Annotated in this window: 14 protein-coding genes and 1 tRNA gene; 9 read left to right on the top strand and 6 right to left on the bottom strand. The window is 35.7% G+C overall.

Translation table 11 applies throughout. The annotated features are described in order from the left end of the window. Positions 1 to 153 precede the first annotated feature (153 nt). From A3EM_RS0112935 to A3EM_RS0112915, 5 genes are all read left to right on the top strand, one after another. Positions 154 to 3,039 carry a T9SS type A sorting domain-containing protein gene (locus A3EM_RS0112935; RefSeq protein ID WP_020528641.1) on the top strand — a complete coding sequence of 962 codons (2,886 nt, stop codon included), beginning with the start codon at positions 154 to 156 and terminating at the stop codon, positions 3,037 to 3,039. Between the two features lie 245 nt (positions 3,040 to 3,284). Next, positions 3,285 to 4,004, top strand: a complete 720-nt coding sequence (locus A3EM_RS0112930) for an FG-GAP repeat domain-containing protein (protein WP_020528640.1) — start codon at positions 3,285 to 3,287, stop codon at positions 4,002 to 4,004. A 90-nt stretch (positions 4,005 to 4,094) separates the two neighbouring features. Continuing rightward, entirely contained in the window at positions 4,095 to 7,448 is a 3,354-nt protein-coding gene (locus A3EM_RS0112925) for an FG-GAP-like repeat-containing protein (RefSeq protein ID WP_020528639.1), read from the top strand. 6 nt (positions 7,449 to 7,454) lie between these two features. Beyond that, positions 7,455 to 7,616 (top strand): T9SS type A sorting domain-containing protein, encoded by a 162-nt coding sequence (locus tag A3EM_RS47060; protein ID WP_083925223.1) that lies wholly within the window; start codon positions 7,455 to 7,457, stop codon positions 7,614 to 7,616. 128 nt (positions 7,617 to 7,744) lie between these two features. Next, a complete protein-coding gene (locus A3EM_RS0112915) occupies positions 7,745 to 7,972 on the top strand; it encodes a hypothetical protein (RefSeq protein WP_020528637.1) in 228 nt (75 codons plus the stop codon). Positions 7,973 to 8,323: 351 nt separating this feature from the next. Here A3EM_RS0112915 and A3EM_RS0112905 read toward each other — a convergent pair. Continuing rightward, positions 8,324 to 8,397: transfer RNA gene (locus A3EM_RS0112905), tRNA-Met, on the bottom strand. A 129-nt stretch (positions 8,398 to 8,526) separates the two neighbouring features. On the opposite strand from A3EM_RS0112905, the gene A3EM_RS0112900 reads away from it, so the two are divergent. Beyond that, the gene (locus A3EM_RS0112900; RefSeq protein ID WP_020528636.1) at positions 8,527 to 8,931 is read left to right on the top strand and encodes an START-like domain-containing protein; all 405 of its coding nucleotides are present in this window, start codon (positions 8,527 to 8,529) and stop codon (positions 8,929 to 8,931) included. A 386-nt stretch (positions 8,932 to 9,317) separates the two neighbouring features. Here the strand turns inward: A3EM_RS0112900 and A3EM_RS0112895 are convergent, their stop codons facing one another. From A3EM_RS0112895 to A3EM_RS0112885, 3 genes are all read right to left on the bottom strand, one after another. Next, positions 9,318 to 11,753, bottom strand: coding sequence for a heavy metal translocating P-type ATPase (locus tag A3EM_RS0112895; RefSeq protein WP_020528635.1), 2,436 nt, complete (start codon positions 11,751 to 11,753; stop codon positions 9,318 to 9,320). 384 nt (positions 11,754 to 12,137) lie between these two features. Continuing rightward, positions 12,138 to 14,801: a cytochrome c biogenesis protein CcsA gene (ccsA, locus tag A3EM_RS42275; protein ID WP_020528634.1), complete on the bottom strand. Its 2,664-nt coding sequence runs from the start codon at positions 14,799 to 14,801 to the stop codon at positions 12,138 to 12,140. 50 nt (positions 14,802 to 14,851) lie between these two features. Beyond that, positions 14,852 to 15,247 (bottom strand): cytochrome c maturation protein CcmE domain-containing protein, encoded by a 396-nt coding sequence (locus tag A3EM_RS0112885; protein ID WP_020528633.1) that lies wholly within the window; start codon positions 15,245 to 15,247, stop codon positions 14,852 to 14,854. 320 nt (positions 15,248 to 15,567) lie between these two features. Between A3EM_RS0112885 and nrfH the strand changes: the two genes are divergently transcribed. The 3 genes from nrfH (at position 15,568) to A3EM_RS0112870 (ending at position 18,202) form a co-directional block, all read left to right on the top strand. Next, a complete protein-coding gene (gene nrfH / locus A3EM_RS0112880) occupies positions 15,568 to 16,152 on the top strand; it encodes a cytochrome c nitrite reductase small subunit (protein WP_020528632.1) in 585 nt (194 codons plus the stop codon). Between the two features lie 63 nt (positions 16,153 to 16,215). Further along, complete coding sequence (nrfA, locus tag A3EM_RS0112875) at positions 16,216 to 17,721, top strand: ammonia-forming cytochrome c nitrite reductase (RefSeq protein WP_020528631.1); 1,506 nt, start codon at positions 16,216 to 16,218, stop codon at positions 17,719 to 17,721. 217 nt (positions 17,722 to 17,938) lie between these two features. Next, a complete protein-coding gene (locus tag A3EM_RS0112870) occupies positions 17,939 to 18,202 on the top strand; it encodes a hypothetical protein (RefSeq protein ID WP_020528630.1) in 264 nt (87 codons plus the stop codon). A 145-nt stretch (positions 18,203 to 18,347) separates the two neighbouring features. Here the strand turns inward: A3EM_RS0112870 and A3EM_RS0112860 are convergent, their stop codons facing one another. Then, entirely contained in the window at positions 18,348 to 19,553 is a 1,206-nt protein-coding gene (locus A3EM_RS0112860; protein WP_020528629.1) for an XdhC family protein, read from the bottom strand. Then, positions 19,553 to 20,074, bottom strand: a complete 522-nt coding sequence (locus tag A3EM_RS47525; protein WP_157637863.1) for an FEKKY domain-containing protein — start codon at positions 20,072 to 20,074, stop codon at positions 19,553 to 19,555. Before A3EM_RS47525 ends, A3EM_RS0112860 begins: the two co-directional genes overlap by 1 nt. Positions 20,075 to 20,111: the final 37 nt, after the last annotated feature.

The raw sequence follows: 20,111 nt of genomic DNA, 5'->3' as shown, positions 1-20,111 counted from the left end.
TATCCTTCCTAATATTAATTTAATCAAAGCATATTTTTATTGTTAATAAAAGTAAATTCAATAACATAATCAATTATTTTCCTTTTTTTGCAATTTAAAGAAACCTTTTGTAGTAGCGATACTTTCCTTAGAATTCTAATAATTTATCTCCTTATGATTAAACCATTATTTTTTTCCATAATACTTATCGGGTTTTCTTTATTAAATGCACTTGGTCAGAAAATGATTACCAATCTGAATCATTCCAGTTCAGACTTAAATTCATGGCCAAACAGCTTTGGATCATTTAATAATTATCTGTTTTTTGTTGCAGAACACTCACGATATGGCAGAGAGATATGGGTATCCAATGGCACAGGAGATAGTACTTTTTTACTGAAAGATATAAATCCTGGTACAGGGTCTGGAATATGGTCCTTCAATTCCCAATCCACCATTATGGGCAACAAACTTTATTTCACAGCATATAATGAGGAAGAGGGAACTCAAATCTGGTCCACAGATGGCACTCCAATCGGAACAGAGAAACTTGTCCATTTTCATGATAAAGCAATTTTTGGACTGACAACCATAAATGATAAATTTTACTTCCTGCTAAAACAAAATGCTAACCTGGAGGTATGGTGGAGCGATGGAACAGGGGCTGGCACCCAGTTAATAAAGGGTAACATCAGTATTCAAAACAATCCCACATATCAGGGAAAGGCAGGCAACACATTCATTTTCGTCTTTGAACAACCCCAAACTAAAAACACTAATGTTTGGAGAAGTGACGGAAGTGTCGAAGGTACTTATAGTATCCTTTCCGGAATTGATGGAAATGGAGCAGGTCCAGGAGGAACAAACGGATTAACGCAATTTGTAGAATTAAATGAGGAATTATATTTTGTTATAAGAAGTTCCAGTATTTTTTCCTATCCTAAAAGTGTGGGAATAATAAAAACTGATGGCACAAGGGAAGGTACAAAACCAGTAGAGGCAGTTCATGAAGGCAGTACTCGCCTAATTGATTTGGCTGATGCAAAAAAAGTTGGTAACAAACTCTATTTTTCCTTTTATGAGTTTGATTACAATCGATTATTTATTTGGGAACATGATGGTTCTACTGATGCTACTATAAAAATTTTTGATTACTCTGGTTCCTCCTATTTCACACCTTCCAACTTAATGAATCATGGGGAGGAGCTTCTTTTCACTTGTGGTACCCCTGAAAATACTACCGCTCTTTTCACTTATAACACTCTTTCAGAAGAATTAAAAAATGTAGAAAATATACCTCAACCAACCGATGAAATTAGCTGGTTTATTGATAATGTTGATGCTGCAGAAATTATAGGTGTAGAAAAAGAATTTTTAATCACCTTGCCCTCAAGACGAGGACTTAACAAAATTGTGAGGACTGATCTTTCCTCATTTAATACATATACAGTTCCTGAGTTAGCAGGAATTAGAACAACATTCCCCTTAAATGACAATGTCTTTTTTCAGAAAGCCTTTGGAAATTGGGGGATGGAATTGGGCAAATATAATCTGATTACCGGACTAGAAAGTGTTAAGAATATAAATGAGGTAAAAAAAGGAATATCATTAGAAAACCAAATTAAAATTGAGGATAAAATTCTATATAGTGGAACAATTGATTCTATTCAATCTTTTGGGCTCTTCTCATTTGATGGCAACCTGAATGTGGTAAAACCCAATTCTTATAAAATTACCGGACAGCATGATTTCTTCACATTTCAGGATAAAATATATTTTTCCGGCTATAATGAAGTAATTGGATATGAATTATTCCAAACAGATGGAAATACCTTTTCCTTGGTTGAAGATATTATTGAAGGAAGGAACTGGAGTGGTCCTCATCTTTTTCAGGAATTCAAAGAGACACTTTATTTCATAGTAAGGAAAGATAAAGAAAGGTACTTGGCTAAACTGGAAGATGACAAGGTAGAAATGATAAAATCATTTGGAACCAACTCCTATAATATTGGTTTTTCTCCTGAAGAAGTTATTTCCAGCGATAATTCCATGTATTTTATGGTAAGTGCTGCTGGTGAAGACATATGGATAAGTGACGGCACAGCTGAAGGCACTCTTAAAATTAAGGACTTTTACAAATGTGAAGGATTATCCCTTTTAAATCAGAACATTTGTTACCTGGCTTATGGGCAGGGGGATGATTTCTTCAGGTTTTATAACATAGATAAAAACGGTGTAGAAGAAACATTTAATTTGGAAATTCCAAAATCATCTTTAGTAGAGAACTTCATTCAGTTTAATAATGAACTATTCTTTACTGAATTTTCTAAAACGAATAGATATACCCTTTGGAAATCTGACGGAACAAAAGAAGGAACAACACCCATCAAAAAGCTTTATGAAAAAAAACTGGCAAGCACCAGAAGTTTTGGATTCACTGTATTTAAAGATAAATTATTCTTTAGTGCGCTTAATCCTGGAAATGGTATAGAATTGTGGTATTCCGATGGAACTTCCCAGGGTACAAGCTTATTCAAGGACTTAAATCCTGGAGGAAGTTCCTATCCTAAATATTTCACCGTTTTAAATGACAAAATGTACTTCCAGGCCTTCACTTCCACTTCAGGAGAGGAACTCTGGGAAACAGATGGTACTCCAGAAAACACAAAAATGATTTTTGATCTTCAGGAAGGCCCAGAAGGTTCACTTCCCCAGAATTTTTTCACTTTCAACAATGAAATTTATTTTTGGGCAAATGTACATTCCACAGGAAATCAACTTTGGTCATTAGCAAATGATGAAGTCCTTTCCATTTCAGATTCCCGGCAACCCAATCCTGTCACAATCTTTCCAAACCCAACCACCGATTTTATTTCCGTTAGCCACGATTCAAAATTAGAAATTCCAGAGGATTTTGAAATTTTGAATATTGAGGGGAAAAGTTTTTCTGTAAATTTGATCGATGGCAAAGTTCATTTAAAATCCCTACCTAGCGGTATTTACATATTAAAATTTAAAATAAAAGGGAAGTTATATTCCCGCAGAATTGTAAAGAAATGATTTGCAATCCATACAATAGTTATGGAATTTTTTATTATCTTTTTAATCTAATCCTGAATAAGGATCAATTAATCATTCCATTTGGATGAAAATAAACGACTAATATTCCAACAAAAACACTATTAAACTTTATTAACACCATTTCTGAAATAAACTCTGGGACTTTCAGAAAATTTGGCTTTTCTTTAAAGGTGCAAATCGTTATATGCCATTTACAATATTATTTTAAGTATTTCTCAACCTCTATGAAACTGTTTTTCCGTACACTTCTACCCATCCTGTTTATCATTAAATCATCAATTTTATTCGGGCAATTCACCGATATTACCCCCGATAGCCTTCCGGGCATCTATGATGGCGATATTAGTCTTGGAGATTATGACAAAGATGGGGATTTGGATATCTTGGCTACAGGGTTATTTGCGCAGGACCAATTCATAACTCATGTATTAAAGAATAATGGAGGCGTATTCGAAAAAGCAGCTATTCAACCTGATACGATTCCTGGAGTTGCTGAAGGGAAGGCAGAATGGGGAGATGTAAATGGGGATGGTTTGTTGGATATTTTTATTGCGGGAAGATTCGGACCGTGGAATGATGAAGAAGGCAAAACCCTGGTTTATTACAACAAGGGAGATGACATTTTTGAACTCGCCACAAACACAGGTCTCCCAGAATTAGCTCAAACTGATGCAACATTAGTAGATTTTAATAATGATAACATTTTTGATGTTCTTCTTACTGGAAGGATATTTGAAAGTAAAGATGAGTCCTATTATCAGGCTGCATTATATGCCAATGATGGTGAAGGGAAATTTACAGAGGTACATATTTTCAATAAGCTTTCAAACTATTATAATACAAACCTTTTAACCTCCAATGTTGATTTTAACAATGACGGAATGGTTGACTTTCTGATAAATCAGCCAAAACCAGGAGAGTCATTACGAATTTACCTTAACTAGGGTAAGGAGGAAAGTTTTTTAGAAAAATATTTATTTATCAATCATCATTATTATCAGGTAGAGCCCAAATGGGGCGATTTCAATAATGACATGTTAATAGATGTGGTATATGCCTCTAATGACGAAACTACCGTAAAACCCAATTTAGATAAATATGGAGGTCTTTACCAACCTGTTCAACAAGGTTTTTTTCCCAGATTATCGGATGGAGAGAATGAATGGGGAGATTATGATGCAGATGGAGATTTAGATTTATTAATTGCAGGGGAAACCAATGGATATTACGACCCCATTTCAATCACAACTTCTTTATACCAAAATGAAAATGGTGTATTTGAAACCGTAAATACACCTAACCTGATGGCACTGAAAGACAATTCCGTTGCTTGGGGAGATCTGGATAATGACGGAGATTTGGATCTGGTGATGACAGGAAGAACACTTCAAGATGAGGTTACTATTAAAATTTATCAAAATGACTTAAATGATAATGTATTCACCGAAAACTCGAAACCACTTCCCCCTATCAACCTGAGTGATTCAGTAACCGGGAATGATATTTTTTTAAAATGGGAGGCTCAGGAGGATTCCGAAACGGAAAAAATTGGCTTGACCTTTAACATTTTTGCCTTATCTGAAGATTCCACCTTTTTTTACGATCCACCTATGGCTGAGCTTGAAACGGGAAAAAGACAAGTTGCCAGAGCAGGGAATATAAATGGGGGGCTCAACCAATGGATTTTAAGAGACTTACCTAACGGGAAATATACCTGGGGTATTCAGGCCATTGATGGTAATTATGAAGGATCAAAGTTTACATTTGGGGATACATTCAAAATCGAATTAATATTACCTTCTGACCTGAAATTAAATGCCATTACAAGTAACCATATAGAACTAAGCTGGGAAGAAAAAGCAGAAGGAGAAGAAGGATATATAATAGAAAGAAAAGGTCCTGGAGACGAGGATTTTCTTTTAATTTCAAGTCTTCCATCTAATTCTTCTACTTTTAATGATTATGAAATCCAAGAAAATTCCAAATACTATTATAGACTATCCATAAAAAATGACAATGGTAGATCTGGGTACTTATTAGACTCAATAACATCTTTAAAATCAACCAAAAGTGTAATAGAAAATGTATTAGAGGGATATTTTCAAACTGGTTCAGATTGGGTAGACCTTGACAGTGACGGATACCTAGATGGAATTATCACTGGTAGAAAATATAATGATTCAACCCATACATTTAGTACAAATACAGAAATATATACCATTGACAGCAATTATCAATTAATTAAATCTGTTACTCTTCCGACAAATCCTGATATAGATCATAATTTGTTATCAAACAATCTAATTGCAAACTGGATAGATATTGATAATGATGGAGATTTTGACATTTCTACCACTGGAGGTCATACAGATTCTACTTTAATTTTCTATGAAAATATTAATAATAGGGAATTTAGATTAAAATATAATCCAATTTTTCCACCATTAGGTCATAATGGTCTTACATGGGGAGATATAGATAATGATGGAGACCTAGATGTCTTCTATTCTGGTTTTTTAATAGATTCTGTTAATAGTGACCTAATCGCCACGGTATATTTAAATGAAGGAAACTTTCAATTCTCAAAACTGGAAAATAATGTGTTTACTGGAGTAGATTTTTCAAATGCCAAATGGGTAGATTTAAACAATGATGGGAAGAATGATTTGATTTATTCAGGCATTGTACGATACCCTCAACCAAATGGAACAACTATAATCCAAGATATAGTTAAGGTTTACATAAATAATGGGAATCTAACCTTTACTGAATTAAGCAATGATTTAATTAAAAGTTGGGCGGATTATTCTGTTGGTGATTATGATTTAGATGGTTTCCCTGATTTATTGATATTAAAATTTGATCGTGATAACTATACCTATGAAACTTATGTCTATAAAAATTTGGGGAACTTTCAATTTGAAGAACAAAAAAACAATTATCTAACCTTTTCAGCTACTCCGAACTCTGATTGGAAGACTGTTGAATGGGTTGATTTGAACAATGATGGTTTTTTAGATTTTATTGCTTCAGGAATCTGGGGAGGAAAAGGTTACAATGATTTCTTTATCACTAAAGGGTTTTTAAATAATCAGAAAAATGATTTTTATGAATTAATTGATTTAGGCATCAACGGAGGAGGAGGCCAATTTAAATTTTTGGATTTTGATAATGATAATGATGTGGACATTTTTAATTCGAAAATAAATAAATTAAAATTTCTGGGCGATTATTCTTCTAAAATAGAAGATTTTGCTAACTTCTATGTTGGAAATGCAGGAGTTAACAAATTCAAAAAAAACACATCACCAAACCTTCCTTCAGATTTAACTCATAAGCAATCAGGAAATCAAATTGAACTATCATGGTCAGGGGCTACGGATGCACAAAGCCAGGTTACCAGCTTAACCTACAACCTTGAAATACGGAAAGGAGATTCCATAATTTGGTCTTCCCAGTCCTTAGATAATGGTTCGCAACTCATACCAGGTGCAGGGAATATGGGTCATAATACAAAGCTTGTAATGGACAGCTTAGCCTATGGCAACTATAAATGGCGTATACAAGCCATCGATCCTTCTTATGGAGCATCTCCTTTTTCAGAATGGAAAGCATTTGAAGTAAAAAAACAATTCAAAATCACCGGAAGCCTATTAACTCAATCAGGAGAACCGGTAAATCAGGGAACAATTGAAGTCTATCAAACTTCAGGCGATAGCATAAATCTTTTTAAATCAATCACACTTACCGATGGAAATTCCTTTGAATTTGATGGAGAAGAAAATGGACAGTTTATTTTGAAAACCATTCCCGATTCGGAAAAATTTCCTAATCTACTTCCAACCTATTTTGGAGACGCATTGTTATTTACTGAAGCTGAAGTGATTGAGCTAACCGAAGATAAATCAGTGACCATTACTTTGGTAGAAAAAGCAGGTGAGCAAACAGGCAATTCCACCATAGAAGGTTTAGCCCTGGAAACTGAAGGGAATGAAGGAGGAAGATTAAGCCAGGGATTTGCAACCGAAGGAACACCAATTCCAGCACTTCCGGTTTATCTTTTGAATAAAGAAAAAGTATTAGTAGGACTAGATACCACAGATTCTAATGGATTATTTCAGTTTAAAAACATCAATTCAGGGGAATATAAGTTGGCAGCAGATTATAATAACAAACCACTTTCTCTCAGTAATTCCCTTTTTGAAATTGCCGAAGATGGACAAAGCCTACAACTCTCTCTTTTGGTGGGGGACAGCCTTTCTGTAGAAATTACTTCCATTACTGGCTTGGAAGATTTTGAACCAATTGAAGGGGTAACCATCTACCCAAATCCGGTTGAAAATGTAATCCAGGTCAATATCCAAAATCAAATTAATGGGAATTACTAACTAGAAATCCTAGACATTACCGGAAAGTCCCTTATTAAACAAAGCCTTAAAAAGTCAACTCAAAACATGGTAGAATCCATTGATTTGGCAGAGCTGACTAAGGGGATTTATTTCCTTAAACTTAGTAAGGGGAAAATTTTGGTGGTGAAAAGATTGGTGAAGGGATAGTTTCTAGACAGCAAAATTTTGCTCTTGGAAGGTAACCTGATAATCACCCATAGCCTTGTTCATTTGAACCGGCTATGGGTGTAAATTAGGATTATTCCATCAGAGCCAATTAATTTTGAACATAAAATATGAGTCGGTCAAGAAAAAAAATAAAAATCAGAGGAATTAGCACTGCTGACTCGGAAAAACAGAATAAAAGGAGAGCCAACAGAAAATTGAGGAGAATTATCAGCCAAAAAATCAAAACTGGAGAAGATAAATTTCCAGAATTAAAGGAAGTTTCAAATGTTTGGTGTTTCGATAAGGATGGTAAGATATTCGATAAAACAATAAGTGAAATCGAATTGAGAAAATGATATCATATTAATAATCCTTTCCCGGTTTTATATAAAATTCCAGCCTCCAATTTTTTTCAAGCAATTTTGAACCGCAATTCCTTAAAAAATCCATTTATTCAAAAAAATTTTTTTTCAAATTCTAACTTTTTTCAGGACGAGTCATCAGGACGAGTCACAAAATCCCTGGGACAAATGAGAGGGACGGGACAAAAAAACACCTGGGACGAATGGGTCAGATAGGAAGATAAATTAGAAAAAAATAAGGAAAATAAATAAAACAACCCTGAAAAACGGTTAACGGTCTGGTTAACGGTTTTATAAAAAAAGGCTGTAAACACTTGGTTCACAGCCTTTTAAAACCTAAAACAGTAGCGAAGACGGGAGTTGAACCCGTGACCTCAGGGTTATGAATCCTGCGCTCTAACCAACTGAGCTACCTCGCCATTCAATTGGAGTGCAAATATGACATTTTGATTTTTTTTTCACAAGTTTTATTTCATTTTATTTTTATCTTGGACTTTTGGTTCTAATGGTTATATTGCATAATCCTTAATCAATTTTTTTTCTATGACATGAGTAAATTTAAATATGTTGCTGAATATGAGGTAAAAGCTGCTTTAAAAATGCTGTTCCCCTATCTGTCTACTGCAAGTGGTCTTCAGGAATGGTTTGCTGATGAGGTAAATATTCTACCCAATAGAAACCTTGATTTTATTTGGGAAGGAGAAAGCCATATTGCTCAAATAGCCTCAAAAAGGACAAATCATCACATCAAATTTCAATTCCTTCCCGAAAATGAGGAAGATGACCACAATTTATCCACTCTGGAATTTAAGATAGATTTCAACGAAATGACACAGTCTTCATTTCTTACCGTAACAGATTATTCGGAAATGGATGACCTTGAGGAACTGCATGAGTTATGGGACCAGTTGATCGATGATTTAAAAGAAATCTTAGGCAGTAGAGGATTCTGACTCGGAAAAACTAAAATTAAAACATAAAAAAAGCCCTTCTTTCGAAAGGCTTTTTCTGATAGTTTCATTATTTATCTTCTATTCGGTAATCGAGTTAATTTTATCTTCTATTCGGATTGTTACATCCAGTAGTATTATCTTCTATGATTACAAAGGTATATAAATAAATTTAACTTACAACCCCTATTTTCAAAAAAAAACTAAAAAATACCCCTCTCAGTGCATATTAGGCTGAATGATTGTTAATTACCTCTATTTTCCCAAAAAAAATGTGACAAATTGGAAAATTCCTTACATCCAAAAAACTTTAACTTATCCCAAAAAAACTTACATCTTCTTTTCATTACAATCCAATTAGTTGATTAAAATGAAATCAAGTCTTGAGATTAGTTTTTAGTAAAAATTAATTTACCAAGAATATTGGTAGCAATGATAGTAAATCCCACTACCGTGACAGAGCTTAATGGCATTAGAATAGCTGAAATAAGTGGAGTAAGCAATCCTGAAACAGCAAAGCTCAACCCAACAATATTGTATAAAAATGAAAGGACAAAACTGACGATTACTACTCCAATGGTAACTCTGGAAAAACGGATAATTTTGTGGATGTTTTTAAAATTCTGAGCCTCGAGAATAGCATCACAGGCAGGAGAAAAATTATAGATATCATCAGAAATGGAAATGCCTACATCGCTTTGTTTAAGCGCACCAGAATCATTGAGCCCATCTCCTACCATCAGCACTTTTTTCCCCTCATCCTTTAGTGTTTTAATATACTTGAGTTTATCCAGAGGAGACTGGTTAAAATTCAATTTATTTCCATTCGAAAAATACTTACCTAGAAATTCCTTTTCCTTGTTATTATCTCCTGAAAGTAAATGGAGGCTATATTTTCCCCTCAAATGTGCTATTACCTGTTCAAAACCTTTTCTGTAACTTGCTTTAAATTCATAACAACCTTTAGAAACATCATTTATAGCTACAAAAACTTTAGTCCCTGTTTCTGATTGGCTTTTATTTCCTGTAACAAATACTTCACTACCAAGTTTCACGAATACATTTTTGTATTTTCCGCTAAGCCCCTGCCCGGGTATTTCTTCAAATCCTTCCACCTTTTCCTTCTCAAAACTTTGAGGAAGAAATCCTGTAATGGCTTTGCTGAGTGGATGGGTAGAGTTATACGCCAGAGCTTTAATCGCTTCCTTTTCCTCCTCACTTAAACTTTCACCTAAATATTCAATAGATTTGGTTTGGGTTTCTGTAAGTGTACCGGTTTTGTCCAGCACTACATCATTCACTTTTGAAAGCTCTTCAATTGCTTCGGTATTTTTAAGATAAAATCCCTGTTTCCCCAAAATTCTAAGGGTGTTCCCAAAAGTAAAAGGTATGCTCAACGCCAATGCGCAAGGACATGCCACAATCAATACTGCTGTAACTGCATTAATAATTTTTGAAGCATCTTCGAAATACCAATAAACAGCCGTAATTAAAGCAATTCCCAATATAATTATGGTGAAATATTTACTTACTGAATTGGCTATAGCGGAAATTTTGGATTGTTCTTCTTTTTGAAAAACCTCCTGATTCCAAAGCTGAGTCAAATAACTATTATCCACAGGCTTCATGATTTCAATCTCAATTCCCGTCCCAATTTGCCTTCCACCGGCATACAATGTTTCCCCTAATGACTTTCCTACCGGCTCAGATTCCCCTGTTACAAAACTGTAGTCAATATTTCCGGTTCCATGAAGTAAAATGGCATCGGCAGGGATTAACTCCTGGTTTTTCACCACCAGCCTGTCCCCTATTTTCACCTCTTTTAATGGAATTACTTTTTCCTCCTCACCCAGTTTTAAAGTAACACCAACAGGAAAATAGGAAGCATAATCCCGGTCAAAGGAAAGTGCAGCATAAGTTTTATTCTGGTACCACTTCCCTATCAAAAGGAAAAAAATCAAACCGGCCAGAGAATCCATAAAACCAGGCCCTGTCTGGCTAATGATTTCATATGCACTTCTGAAAAATAAGGTGAGAATTCCCAAAGAAATGGGCACATCTATATTGATATATTTCTGTTTTAATCCTTTGTAAGCTGAAGTAAAATATTCATTTCCACTATAAAGCAAAACAGGTATTGCCAGCAGAAAAGTGAGATAAGAAAAATAACTTTTAAATTCCGGGTCAATGGCATTGGCACTATCCAGATACTCCGGAATACTGAGGAGCATGATATTACCAAAACAAAAACCAGCCAGGCCAAGCTTTATATAAAATGACTTGGGTAACCCGGATTGTTTATCTTCTTTTTTGGGGTTTAAATTAATTTCCGGAGCATATCCAATTCCAGCCAGTAATTCAACCACCTGCCGAAGGGTGATTTTCGCATTTCTAAAGGTAACTGAAGCTTGTTTTTTGGGAAAATTTACTACGGATTTAATAATTCCCGAATGAAGTTTATGGAGGTTTTCTAATAACCAGATGCAGGAACTGCAGTGAATACCCGGCACAAAAAACTGAATACTGGTAATATGATCATCAGTAAAACTGATTAACTGTTTTTGAATATCTTCATTATCTAAAATTACATATTTGGATTGAGGGGCACCAGGCCTGGCTACTCCGGGCATTTTAATTCCGGGGTTTTTCTCCAGATTATAATAATTATCCAGATTACTATCACTCAGTATTTCATAAACCGTTTTACACCCCTGGCAACAAAAAACCTTTTCCTCCACTACAATTGGATGATCATCACAGTCGTCCCCACAATGATAGCATTTCAGATTTTTATCGATTTTTAAAGGTTCCAATATTTTCTCCACTGGTTTATTTTATAAGATTAGCAATTTTAAAGCACCTGTACCAATTTATTTTGAGAAATATTATCTTATTATCAGACAGTTACCACAAAATTGAAAGAAGATAATTTTGCCAATATGACTTCTCAGTTCTTTAGGTAATTAAGCAGTTTTATAAGAGCCCGAAACGACACTGTAAATCAACTCAATTCCACTTTTAGCATCATGTAAAAAAAATATCTCCCCTTCAAGTAAAGAGGAGATATTTCAACTATTTATTGGCTATCTCAAAGCATACATCAACGCATTGTATATCTGTATGGTCCAAAGATGGTCAGTAGGGCTTTAATAATTCATGACAATTGACATGGAAATAAATGATAAATATCAGTTTTTTTTTACTCTCATTTACCCCACCACTTTTTCTAATTTCTGCTCACCTTTCTTGGCTTTATTTTGTGTACCTGATTGGGTATGCAACCTCCTAAACCTTTGCCTAATCGCCATAAAGGTTCCTAAAATCATCACCAGGCAACCTATCCATAAAATGTTGATATAGGGGAAAACGATGGCTTCCATCACGATGTATTCTCTTTCCTGCAATCCTATCATTACTGTTCTGTCCTCCCTCCCAAGTTCTATAATCCTGAACTTTATATCCAATTCATCCAGGTGGGCAAAATTTGGGATGATATTGATAGAATCTCTTATAATATATAAAGGAGAAACCGGATAAGTCTTCTCCTGCCCTTCTCGCATATCTGTAATTTCCAGATCGGCTTTAATTACAATATCATGAGGTTGAAATTCGGGGGCAACTAATTGTTCCCGCTCCAAAAGATTAATATCCAGCAGTTTCACCTGTAGGTTTTCATGATGGTACCGGTCATTGATGCCCATCATTACCCCTGTTTCTCCCATATAATCATCATCATGTCCATCCTCCTCAATATTCATTTCCAGGTCAGCCCATTTAATATGCGTGAAAATATCTTTAGAAAGATAATGCTTGGTTCCAGGCTCCGGCACATTCCCAAAAGTTTCATTCAGTTGTACAAAAGGAAATAGGGAAAACTGATAATCTCCAGGCTGCAATTCTCCCGTTTTTTTATTTTCTTCTGAATCGAAATATGCAACTTCATAATTCAGATTAATTTCATCTTTGGTTTTACCTCGGTATGTCACAAAATAATCTCCCATTTTCAGGGTATCACCTTTTCGCAAAAGGATGTTCTCATTGTTGCTGAAATCCTTGTTCAATTTACTTACATCAAATCCGGTTTTATTTTCGGAAATTTCTACCGACTTGGCCGTGGATATCAAAGCGCCAAGCAAAATCAAACCAAATCCTATATGGGCAATGGAACTCCCTGCATAATCCAGTTTCCCTTTCAACACATTTAGAAAATAACTTCCATTGGTGATAATGGCGAAAATGGAGAAAATCATTAACCCAGTGTACCAATAATCATCAATTGTAAATCTGGCGGTAAAATAGAAAAAAGCAGAAAATACAATGGTAAGAAGCGCTGGAATTTTGAATTTTGAAAATAAGGGTTTAGTCTCCGTATTTTTATATTTTAAAAACTGTCCCACACCCATTAAGATCACAAAAATGATGGCGAACGGCACCTGCCATTTTCCATAATATAAATTCCTTTCCTGGATTTCGGTAAAGGCGTCCATATTTGTCCCAAAAATGCTGTTAATTACCGGAATGGAAGTGGATATGGTAATTTGCAGGGAAGATAATATTAAAACTAAAGCACCTAAAAACATCCAGAATTCCCTTGACCACAACTGATCATCTTTTTCCTGTTTGGGGAAATATTTATTATAAGTAATGACCAGAAATGCGATGGTTCCCACTAAAAAAATGGTGGTGGTCACTGCAGTCGCTCCGGTAATCATTTCAGCAATAAATAAAATCAGACAAAGTGCAGTATAAGCCAGCTGGAATTTTCTGTCAAGCATGAGTAGGGTGAAAGCCAGCCATATAAAAAATAGCAGATAAATCAGCAATTGCATCAACATGCCATTTTCCCCAAAGGAATGCACAGAACTATCTCCCAAAATGCCACTTCTGGTTAGAAAAGTAGAGTAAAGCACTAGGATAAATGACATAAGACAAAGGAAAAAGGAGGAAAAATGCGAAGTGTTCCTTTTCTCTGTGATGATCATACAATGGCCTGCACCCACCAAAACCAGCCAGGGAACAAAAGATGCATTTTCCACAGGATCCCAGGCCCAAAACCCACCAAAACTTAAGGCTTCATAAGCCCATGCTCCTCCCATTAAAATACCGGTTCCCAAAACCATAATTCCGAAGTAAGTCCAGGGTAAGGCAGGTTTTATCCAGGATGTAAATTGCCTTTTCCAAATTCCGGCAATGGCAAAGGCAAATGGAATTAAGGTAGCCGCAAAACCTAAAAACAAGGTAGGCGGATGAATCGTCATCCAGTAGTTTCTAAGTAATGGATTCAGTCCGTTTCCATCCTGAAACCTTGGGAATTTCTGCAAATAGTCTGGGAATTCGGTCCATGGCAAATTCACATTGTCTGGCAGATTTCTTACCAATTCGAATGGGCTTTCTCCTAATTTATAATCCCAAAAATAAACTCCCATCAACATGGAGAGAAGGAATGCCTGTACCAGGGCAAATATGCACAAAACCGGTGATAACCAATCTTTACTAACTGTACTGATTAATACATTACCCAAAATCACATGCCAGAAAGCCCATAGTAGAAAGCTACCTTGTTGCCCGCCCCAAAAGGCAGCAAATAAATATTTCGGAGGCATGGATTTATTGCTGTATTTCCAAACATAATTAAATTCGAAATAGTGGTTAGCCATCATAAAAAACAGCATCCCTATTACAATTAAAGTACAAATAGAATGCAGTTTAAAGGATATTTTTCCAAAGTTTTCCCAGGAATTGGCTTTTTCTAAATCTGAATTATTGGTCGCTGTAAAAAAACTAAATGTAGCAGCAAGAGCGGTCACAAATCCCATGATGATCAACAAATGACCGGCATTGCCCAAAAGTGTATGTTCTCCTATATATTCCATGAACGAGAATTGTAAAATTTTTCTGAAATGATTTTTTTAAAGTAAACCCTCTAACTGTTTTTTGTAGAAAATTCCTGTTGTTCTTTATATTTTGATGGGCATTTCAACAACACGCTGGTAGCATAAAAAGCATCTCCTTTGGCCGATCCTTTCACTACAATATCTTCCGATCTTTCGAAATCATGGGGCTTACTTTGATTGAGAAAAACCTTCTTCTCCACACCATCTTTATCTTTCATATAAAAAGTAAATAAATTGGCATTTACCTCCGGATTATATTCCATTTCCTTGTCCTTAAGTAAATTCCCGACAACGGTGAACTTTTCTCCTTCCTGATCAAAAGCCTGAGAAAAGGTGGCATAAGAACCAGTGCTGGAAAGAGAGGAGACTATAATACCAATTGAAACTGCAATAATTAGGATGGCTAAAATATGAGATTTTTTCATGATTTAGTTTCAGTTGTCAAAATGTAGGTTGTTTAATTAAAACTGCGGAAAAATAGCATTTAAAATACCATAATACAATATTTGATATCATTTCCGAAAAAGACCAAAAAAGCAGTTTATTTAGAATGATTTTAATCTTTAGAAATATTGATTTTGGGCATGGCTTAATTACGCAAATTTTTCTATGTTTAACCAAAATTAATTTGCCGGGCAAACTCATTATTTAAGTGCTTTAGAAATTTCATCCTGATTTTTTCAAATAATTAATCAGATTTTTTTCAAATGTATTTTAAGGGCTAACAACAATTTCTCAAATACCTATGAAATTATTTAAGTACCTGCTTCCACCCAAACAATGGCGATTCCCAGTACTCATTCTGGTGGGAACTATCGTAGGTATGGGTTTGAATATTCTATATAAATCCAATGCCCTTTCCTATGTTTCTGATGCACCGGAAACCTGTGTAAACTGCCACATTATGGCCCCTCAATATGCCACCTGGAATCACAGTTCCCACAGAGAAGTTACTACCTGTAATGATTGCCATGTGCCTCAGGATAATGTTTTCAGAAAGTATTTTTTTAAGGGAAAAGATGGGCTGGGTCATGCTACAGTATTTACCATGCGTGGCGAACCTCAGGTAATTAAAATGAAAGAGGCAGGTATTGCGGTAGTGCAGGAAAACTGCCAGCGATGCCATCAGCATGAAAATGAAAATGTTGGTTTGCTTTCTGTCACAAGAGAAAAGAATTTGCATGGAGAAGGGAAACTCTGCTGGGAATGTCACAGAGAAGTACCGCATGGAAGGGTAAAGAGCTTAAGCTCAACGCCTAATGCACGTGTGCCTTTATTAAAAAGTCCGGTACCCGAATGGCTGGACAATTTAATGGAAGACAAAAAATAATTTGATGTTAATAAAATAAAGTAATATAAATTTTTCTGATTACACTTTTACTCAATTAATCAAATGGCAAGTCTAAACGAACAAATAAGTAAAAAACCCTGGCTTGGTTGGTTGCTGTTCATCCTTACAATTGTAGTTGTTTTTGTATTGGGATTATTTGCGTCCTCCATTACAGAAAGAAGAGCGGAAGCTTTAGTGGTAAATAAACCCAAGGTGGAAGTGAAAGAGCTCGAACCCCGAAATGAGGTTTGGGGACAAAACTATCCAAGAGAGTTTGAAACTTATTACGATACCAAGGATACCACTTTTAAAAGTAAATATAATGGCAGTGCCATGATTGATATGCTGGAAGAGTTTCCAAGTTTGGTAATTCTTTGGGCTGGTTATGGTTTTTCCAAAGACTATAACCAATCGAGAGGGCATTATTATGCTGTTGAAGATATTTATAATACCCTGAGAACAGGTGGACCAAAAACTGAAAGTGATGGCCCAATGCCTAGTACCTGCTGGACTTGTAAAAGCCCTGATGTGCCTCGTTACATGAAGGAAATAGGAATAACAGAGTTTTATTCAGCCAAATGGGCAACTTTTGGTCCTGAAATCGTGAACCCAATTGGCTGTGCGGATTGCCACGATGAAAAGACCATGAACCTGGAAATTACTCGTCCAGCACTAAAAGAAGCATTCGAAAGACAGGGAAAGGACATTACCAAAGCTACTCACCAGGAAATGCGGTCATTGGTTTGTGCCCAGTGCCATGTAGAATACTATTTTGCCAAAAATCAGCCTGGAAAAGAAAAAGCCAATTACCTGACTTTCCCATGGGATAATGGAACTAAAGTAGAGGAAGTGGAAGAATATTACGATAAAATTGAGTTTAGCGACTGGACTCATGCTTTAAGTAGAACGCCAATGATTAAGGCACAACACCCTGGCTATGAAATCTACCAGACTGGTATTCATGCGCAAAGAGGGGTTTCCTGTGCGGACTGTCATATGCCTTACAAAAGCGAAGGAGGACAAAAGTTCACGGATCATAAAATCCAAAGTCCACTAAATAACATTGCCAATTCCTGTCAGGTTTGCCATAGACAAAGCGAAGCCACCTTGGCGAAAAACGTACTGGATCATCAGGATAGAGTAATTGATATTAGAGGAAAATTGGAGCACCTTTTGGCGATCACCCATATTGAAGCAAAATTTGCCTGGGACAAAGGAGCTACCGAAGAACAAATGAAAGATATCTTAATGGACATCAGACATGCACAATGGAGATGGGATTATGGAGCAGCTTCACACGGAGGTTCTTTCCACTCTCCTGTAGAAACAGCCAGAGTACTTTCTTCAGGTATTTCAATAGCCGGAGATGCCCGGTTAAAGCTGAGCGAATTATTAGCCAAACTCGGACATATCGGTCCGGTTCCAATTCCGGATATATCTACCAAAGCAAAAGCTCAGGCATACCTGGGAATGCCAATGGATGAATTGAATCAGGAAAAAGCTGAGTTTGTAGAAAATGTAGTTCCACAATGGCTGGCCAAAGCGAAGGAAAGAGAAAGTAAGTATTAAGCCCCAGGGCTTCTTTTAAACTGAAAGCTAAATAAAAAAAGGTGTAGCAATTTGTTTTGTTACACCTTTTTTGTTACTTACTCGTTTTCCGGTTCAAACATCAGCTTGGATCTTTAAATTTGAACAGCATCTTGCTTTCTTTGAAAAGTTTCAAAATAAAGGGAGACGCTAAAATTCATTTCAAAGGTCACTTAAAAAAAATAAAACTATTTTAGACTTGATAGAAAGGTTAAAACACCGAATTGATTTTACCTTTTTAAAGATAGTTGATTATTGGCCTTCTGACCTTTGTGCTATTGGTATTCAAAAGGAAAATAAACTCGTTTATATTTCAACGTTTAACTTAATGAATAAAGAAGAATTGAAATACGATTTCGATTTAGAATTAATAGAAGGTTCAAAGATTAATGTATTAAAAGAAGAAAGAGAAGTCTCCGAAAAAAAATTAATTTTTGAATTAAAGGCTTTTTTTCAAATATGATTAATAATTCTCTGTGATGGCGCTTGCGTGACATCACGCCACCAAAAAATCTCAAAATTCAGCGAGACCCAGAAATTCATTTTAAAGTACAAGTGAGAAGCTTTCCCAATTTCATACATTTTCACTTCGATATTCCTAAATAGTCCTACAAGCCGGGATTAGCTGGTGTAATCGGACAGGAAACGGTTTTGATACTGTTGCTTTCTGGCATGTTATCACCATCTTCTCTCCGTTCGTGAATAAAGCCTTGTCTGCTTTTTAACATGCCTCCTTTTCGGTTTGCAAACTTTGCCTGAATTTCTGCAATGATGGAAATGGCTATTTCCTCAGGAGTTTCAGCTCCGATATCAAGCCCTACAGGATTATGGATAGTGGCCAATTGTTGCGCATTCAGTTCTATTCCTTCCTCCTGCAACTGTTCCATCATTTTATCCCCTCTTTTCTTTGGACCTAAAATTCCGATATAGGGTACCTGAGCAGGTAAAATGGTTTTTAGCACAGCAAAATCCTTGTGATAATCATGTGACATAAGCACCACTGCTGTCAGGGAATTGAACTTAATCTTTTGCAATAAACCCGATGGCTCACTCGCTACAATATCTTTTGCAGTAGGGAATCGTTTGGGTGCCAGATGGGCAATGCAATTATCAGTTACCACCACATTCCAGCCCACTGAACTGCCAAACTGTGCGAGTGGGGCGGCATCATATCCTCCACCAAAAATCACCAGTTGAATGCTGGGAATTAAGGCCTCAATAAATACCTCTGCCTCCCCCCAAAGCATTTCATAAACTTTGGAGACTGACTTCCCTTCCTCCACAACTTTTTCAATGTCAGCAGTAATTAAATTATATAAATTTTTGCCTTTCAGCGTATTAATTTCCTTTCCGGTATAATCAACCAGTAATCTGTCCCCGATTTTCACATCCTCACTCCCATTCGCTTTATACACAGTGGCAATAATGGAAAGCTGATGATCATTTACTGCATTTCTTAAAAGCGCGATCGGATTATGCTCATTTTCCGGATCGAGTGGTTCTATTAAAACATCAATAATTCCATTGCAACCAAGCGCAATGCCAAGGGAATTATTTTCATCATCCATGGTATCGTAAGTCACCAGAGAAGCTTTACCCGACATAATGGCTTTCCTTGCCTTTCGCAAAGCGTCCCCTTCCAGACAACCTCCACTTATCGCACCAATCCATCGGCCATCGTCTGTCATTAACATTCTCGCTCCAGGTCTTCTGTAAGAGGAACCATAAAGCTTCACCACAGTAGCCAATGCGGCTTTTTTTTGGGTAAAATCTATTCTATCGTATGCTTCTACTATTCGCTGGATTTCGTGCATTATCTTATTTTTAAATTTAATTTATTAACCACCAACTTATTGTAACATTCATAGGAAGAAAGAATAATACAACCCATGTAAAAAACTTCTAAATTATAATCTTCTTTCAATTTTCTATGAACTTCAGGATTAGTCCCTATTCCAAAAATAAAAAACTTAAGTTCTCCATTTTTCAAATCTTTTGCAAATTGGATTTCTGCTTTTTCACATGAGTCCATTTCATAAACTTCTGATAATCTATATGATTCATATTCATACGCTATCACATCTTTAACTAAAGAAAGATTAAGTATCAGAAATATAGAAACTACAACTAATACAATTCGATAGACTTTCAATGTTTTGTTGAAATTAAAAACAATTATTGAGCATAGAGAGATTATTAAAGTTAAGAGTGTGAAAACCTTTATAAGTTTAGAAAAATCAGAGCCACTTATGTTATAGGAGATGTTTATCCCAAAAAGCAAGATTGAGATTAAAAACAACCCCACAAGCAAAGATATTTTTTGACTTTTTATCATTTCCTATTCAAAATACAACCTTAATTATAAAAAAACT

The organism is Flexithrix dorotheae DSM 6795 (assembly GCF_000379765.1).
GTDB classification, from domain to species: domain Bacteria; phylum Bacteroidota; class Bacteroidia; order Cytophagales; family Flammeovirgaceae; genus Flexithrix; species Flexithrix dorotheae.
This window is presented reverse-complemented; position numbering and strand designations above follow the sequence as displayed.

Bases quoted from the DNA above. Each gene is read 5' to 3' on its own strand.
- nrfH (WP_020528632.1), top strand. From the start codon at position 15,568: ATGAAATTATTTAAGTACCTGCTTCCACCCAAACAATGGCGATTCCCA.
- A3EM_RS0112915 (WP_020528637.1), top strand. From the start codon at position 7,745: ATGAGTCGGTCAAGAAAAAAAATAAAAATCAGAGGAATTAGCACTGCT.
- A3EM_RS0112935 (WP_020528641.1), top strand. From the start codon at position 154: ATGATTAAACCATTATTTTTTTCCATAATACTTATCGGGTTTTCTTTA.
- A3EM_RS0112885 (WP_020528633.1), bottom strand. From the start codon at position 15,247: ATGAAAAAATCTCATATTTTAGCCATCCTAATTATTGCAGTTTCAATT.
- ccsA (WP_020528634.1), bottom strand. From the start codon at position 14,801: ATGGAATATATAGGAGAACATACACTTTTGGGCAATGCCGGTCATTTG.
- nrfA (WP_020528631.1), top strand. From the start codon at position 16,216: ATGGCAAGTCTAAACGAACAAATAAGTAAAAAACCCTGGCTTGGTTGG.
- A3EM_RS0112930 (WP_020528640.1), top strand. From the start codon at position 3,285: ATGAAACTGTTTTTCCGTACACTTCTACCCATCCTGTTTATCATTAAA.
- A3EM_RS0112900 (WP_020528636.1), top strand. From the start codon at position 8,527: ATGAGTAAATTTAAATATGTTGCTGAATATGAGGTAAAAGCTGCTTTA.
- A3EM_RS47525 (WP_157637863.1), bottom strand. From the start codon at position 20,074: ATGATAAAAAGTCAAAAAATATCTTTGCTTGTGGGGTTGTTTTTAATC.
- A3EM_RS0112925 (WP_020528639.1), top strand. From the start codon at position 4,095: ATGTTAATAGATGTGGTATATGCCTCTAATGACGAAACTACCGTAAAA.
- A3EM_RS0112860 (WP_020528629.1), bottom strand. From the start codon at position 19,553: ATGCACGAAATCCAGCGAATAGTAGAAGCATACGATAGAATAGATTTT.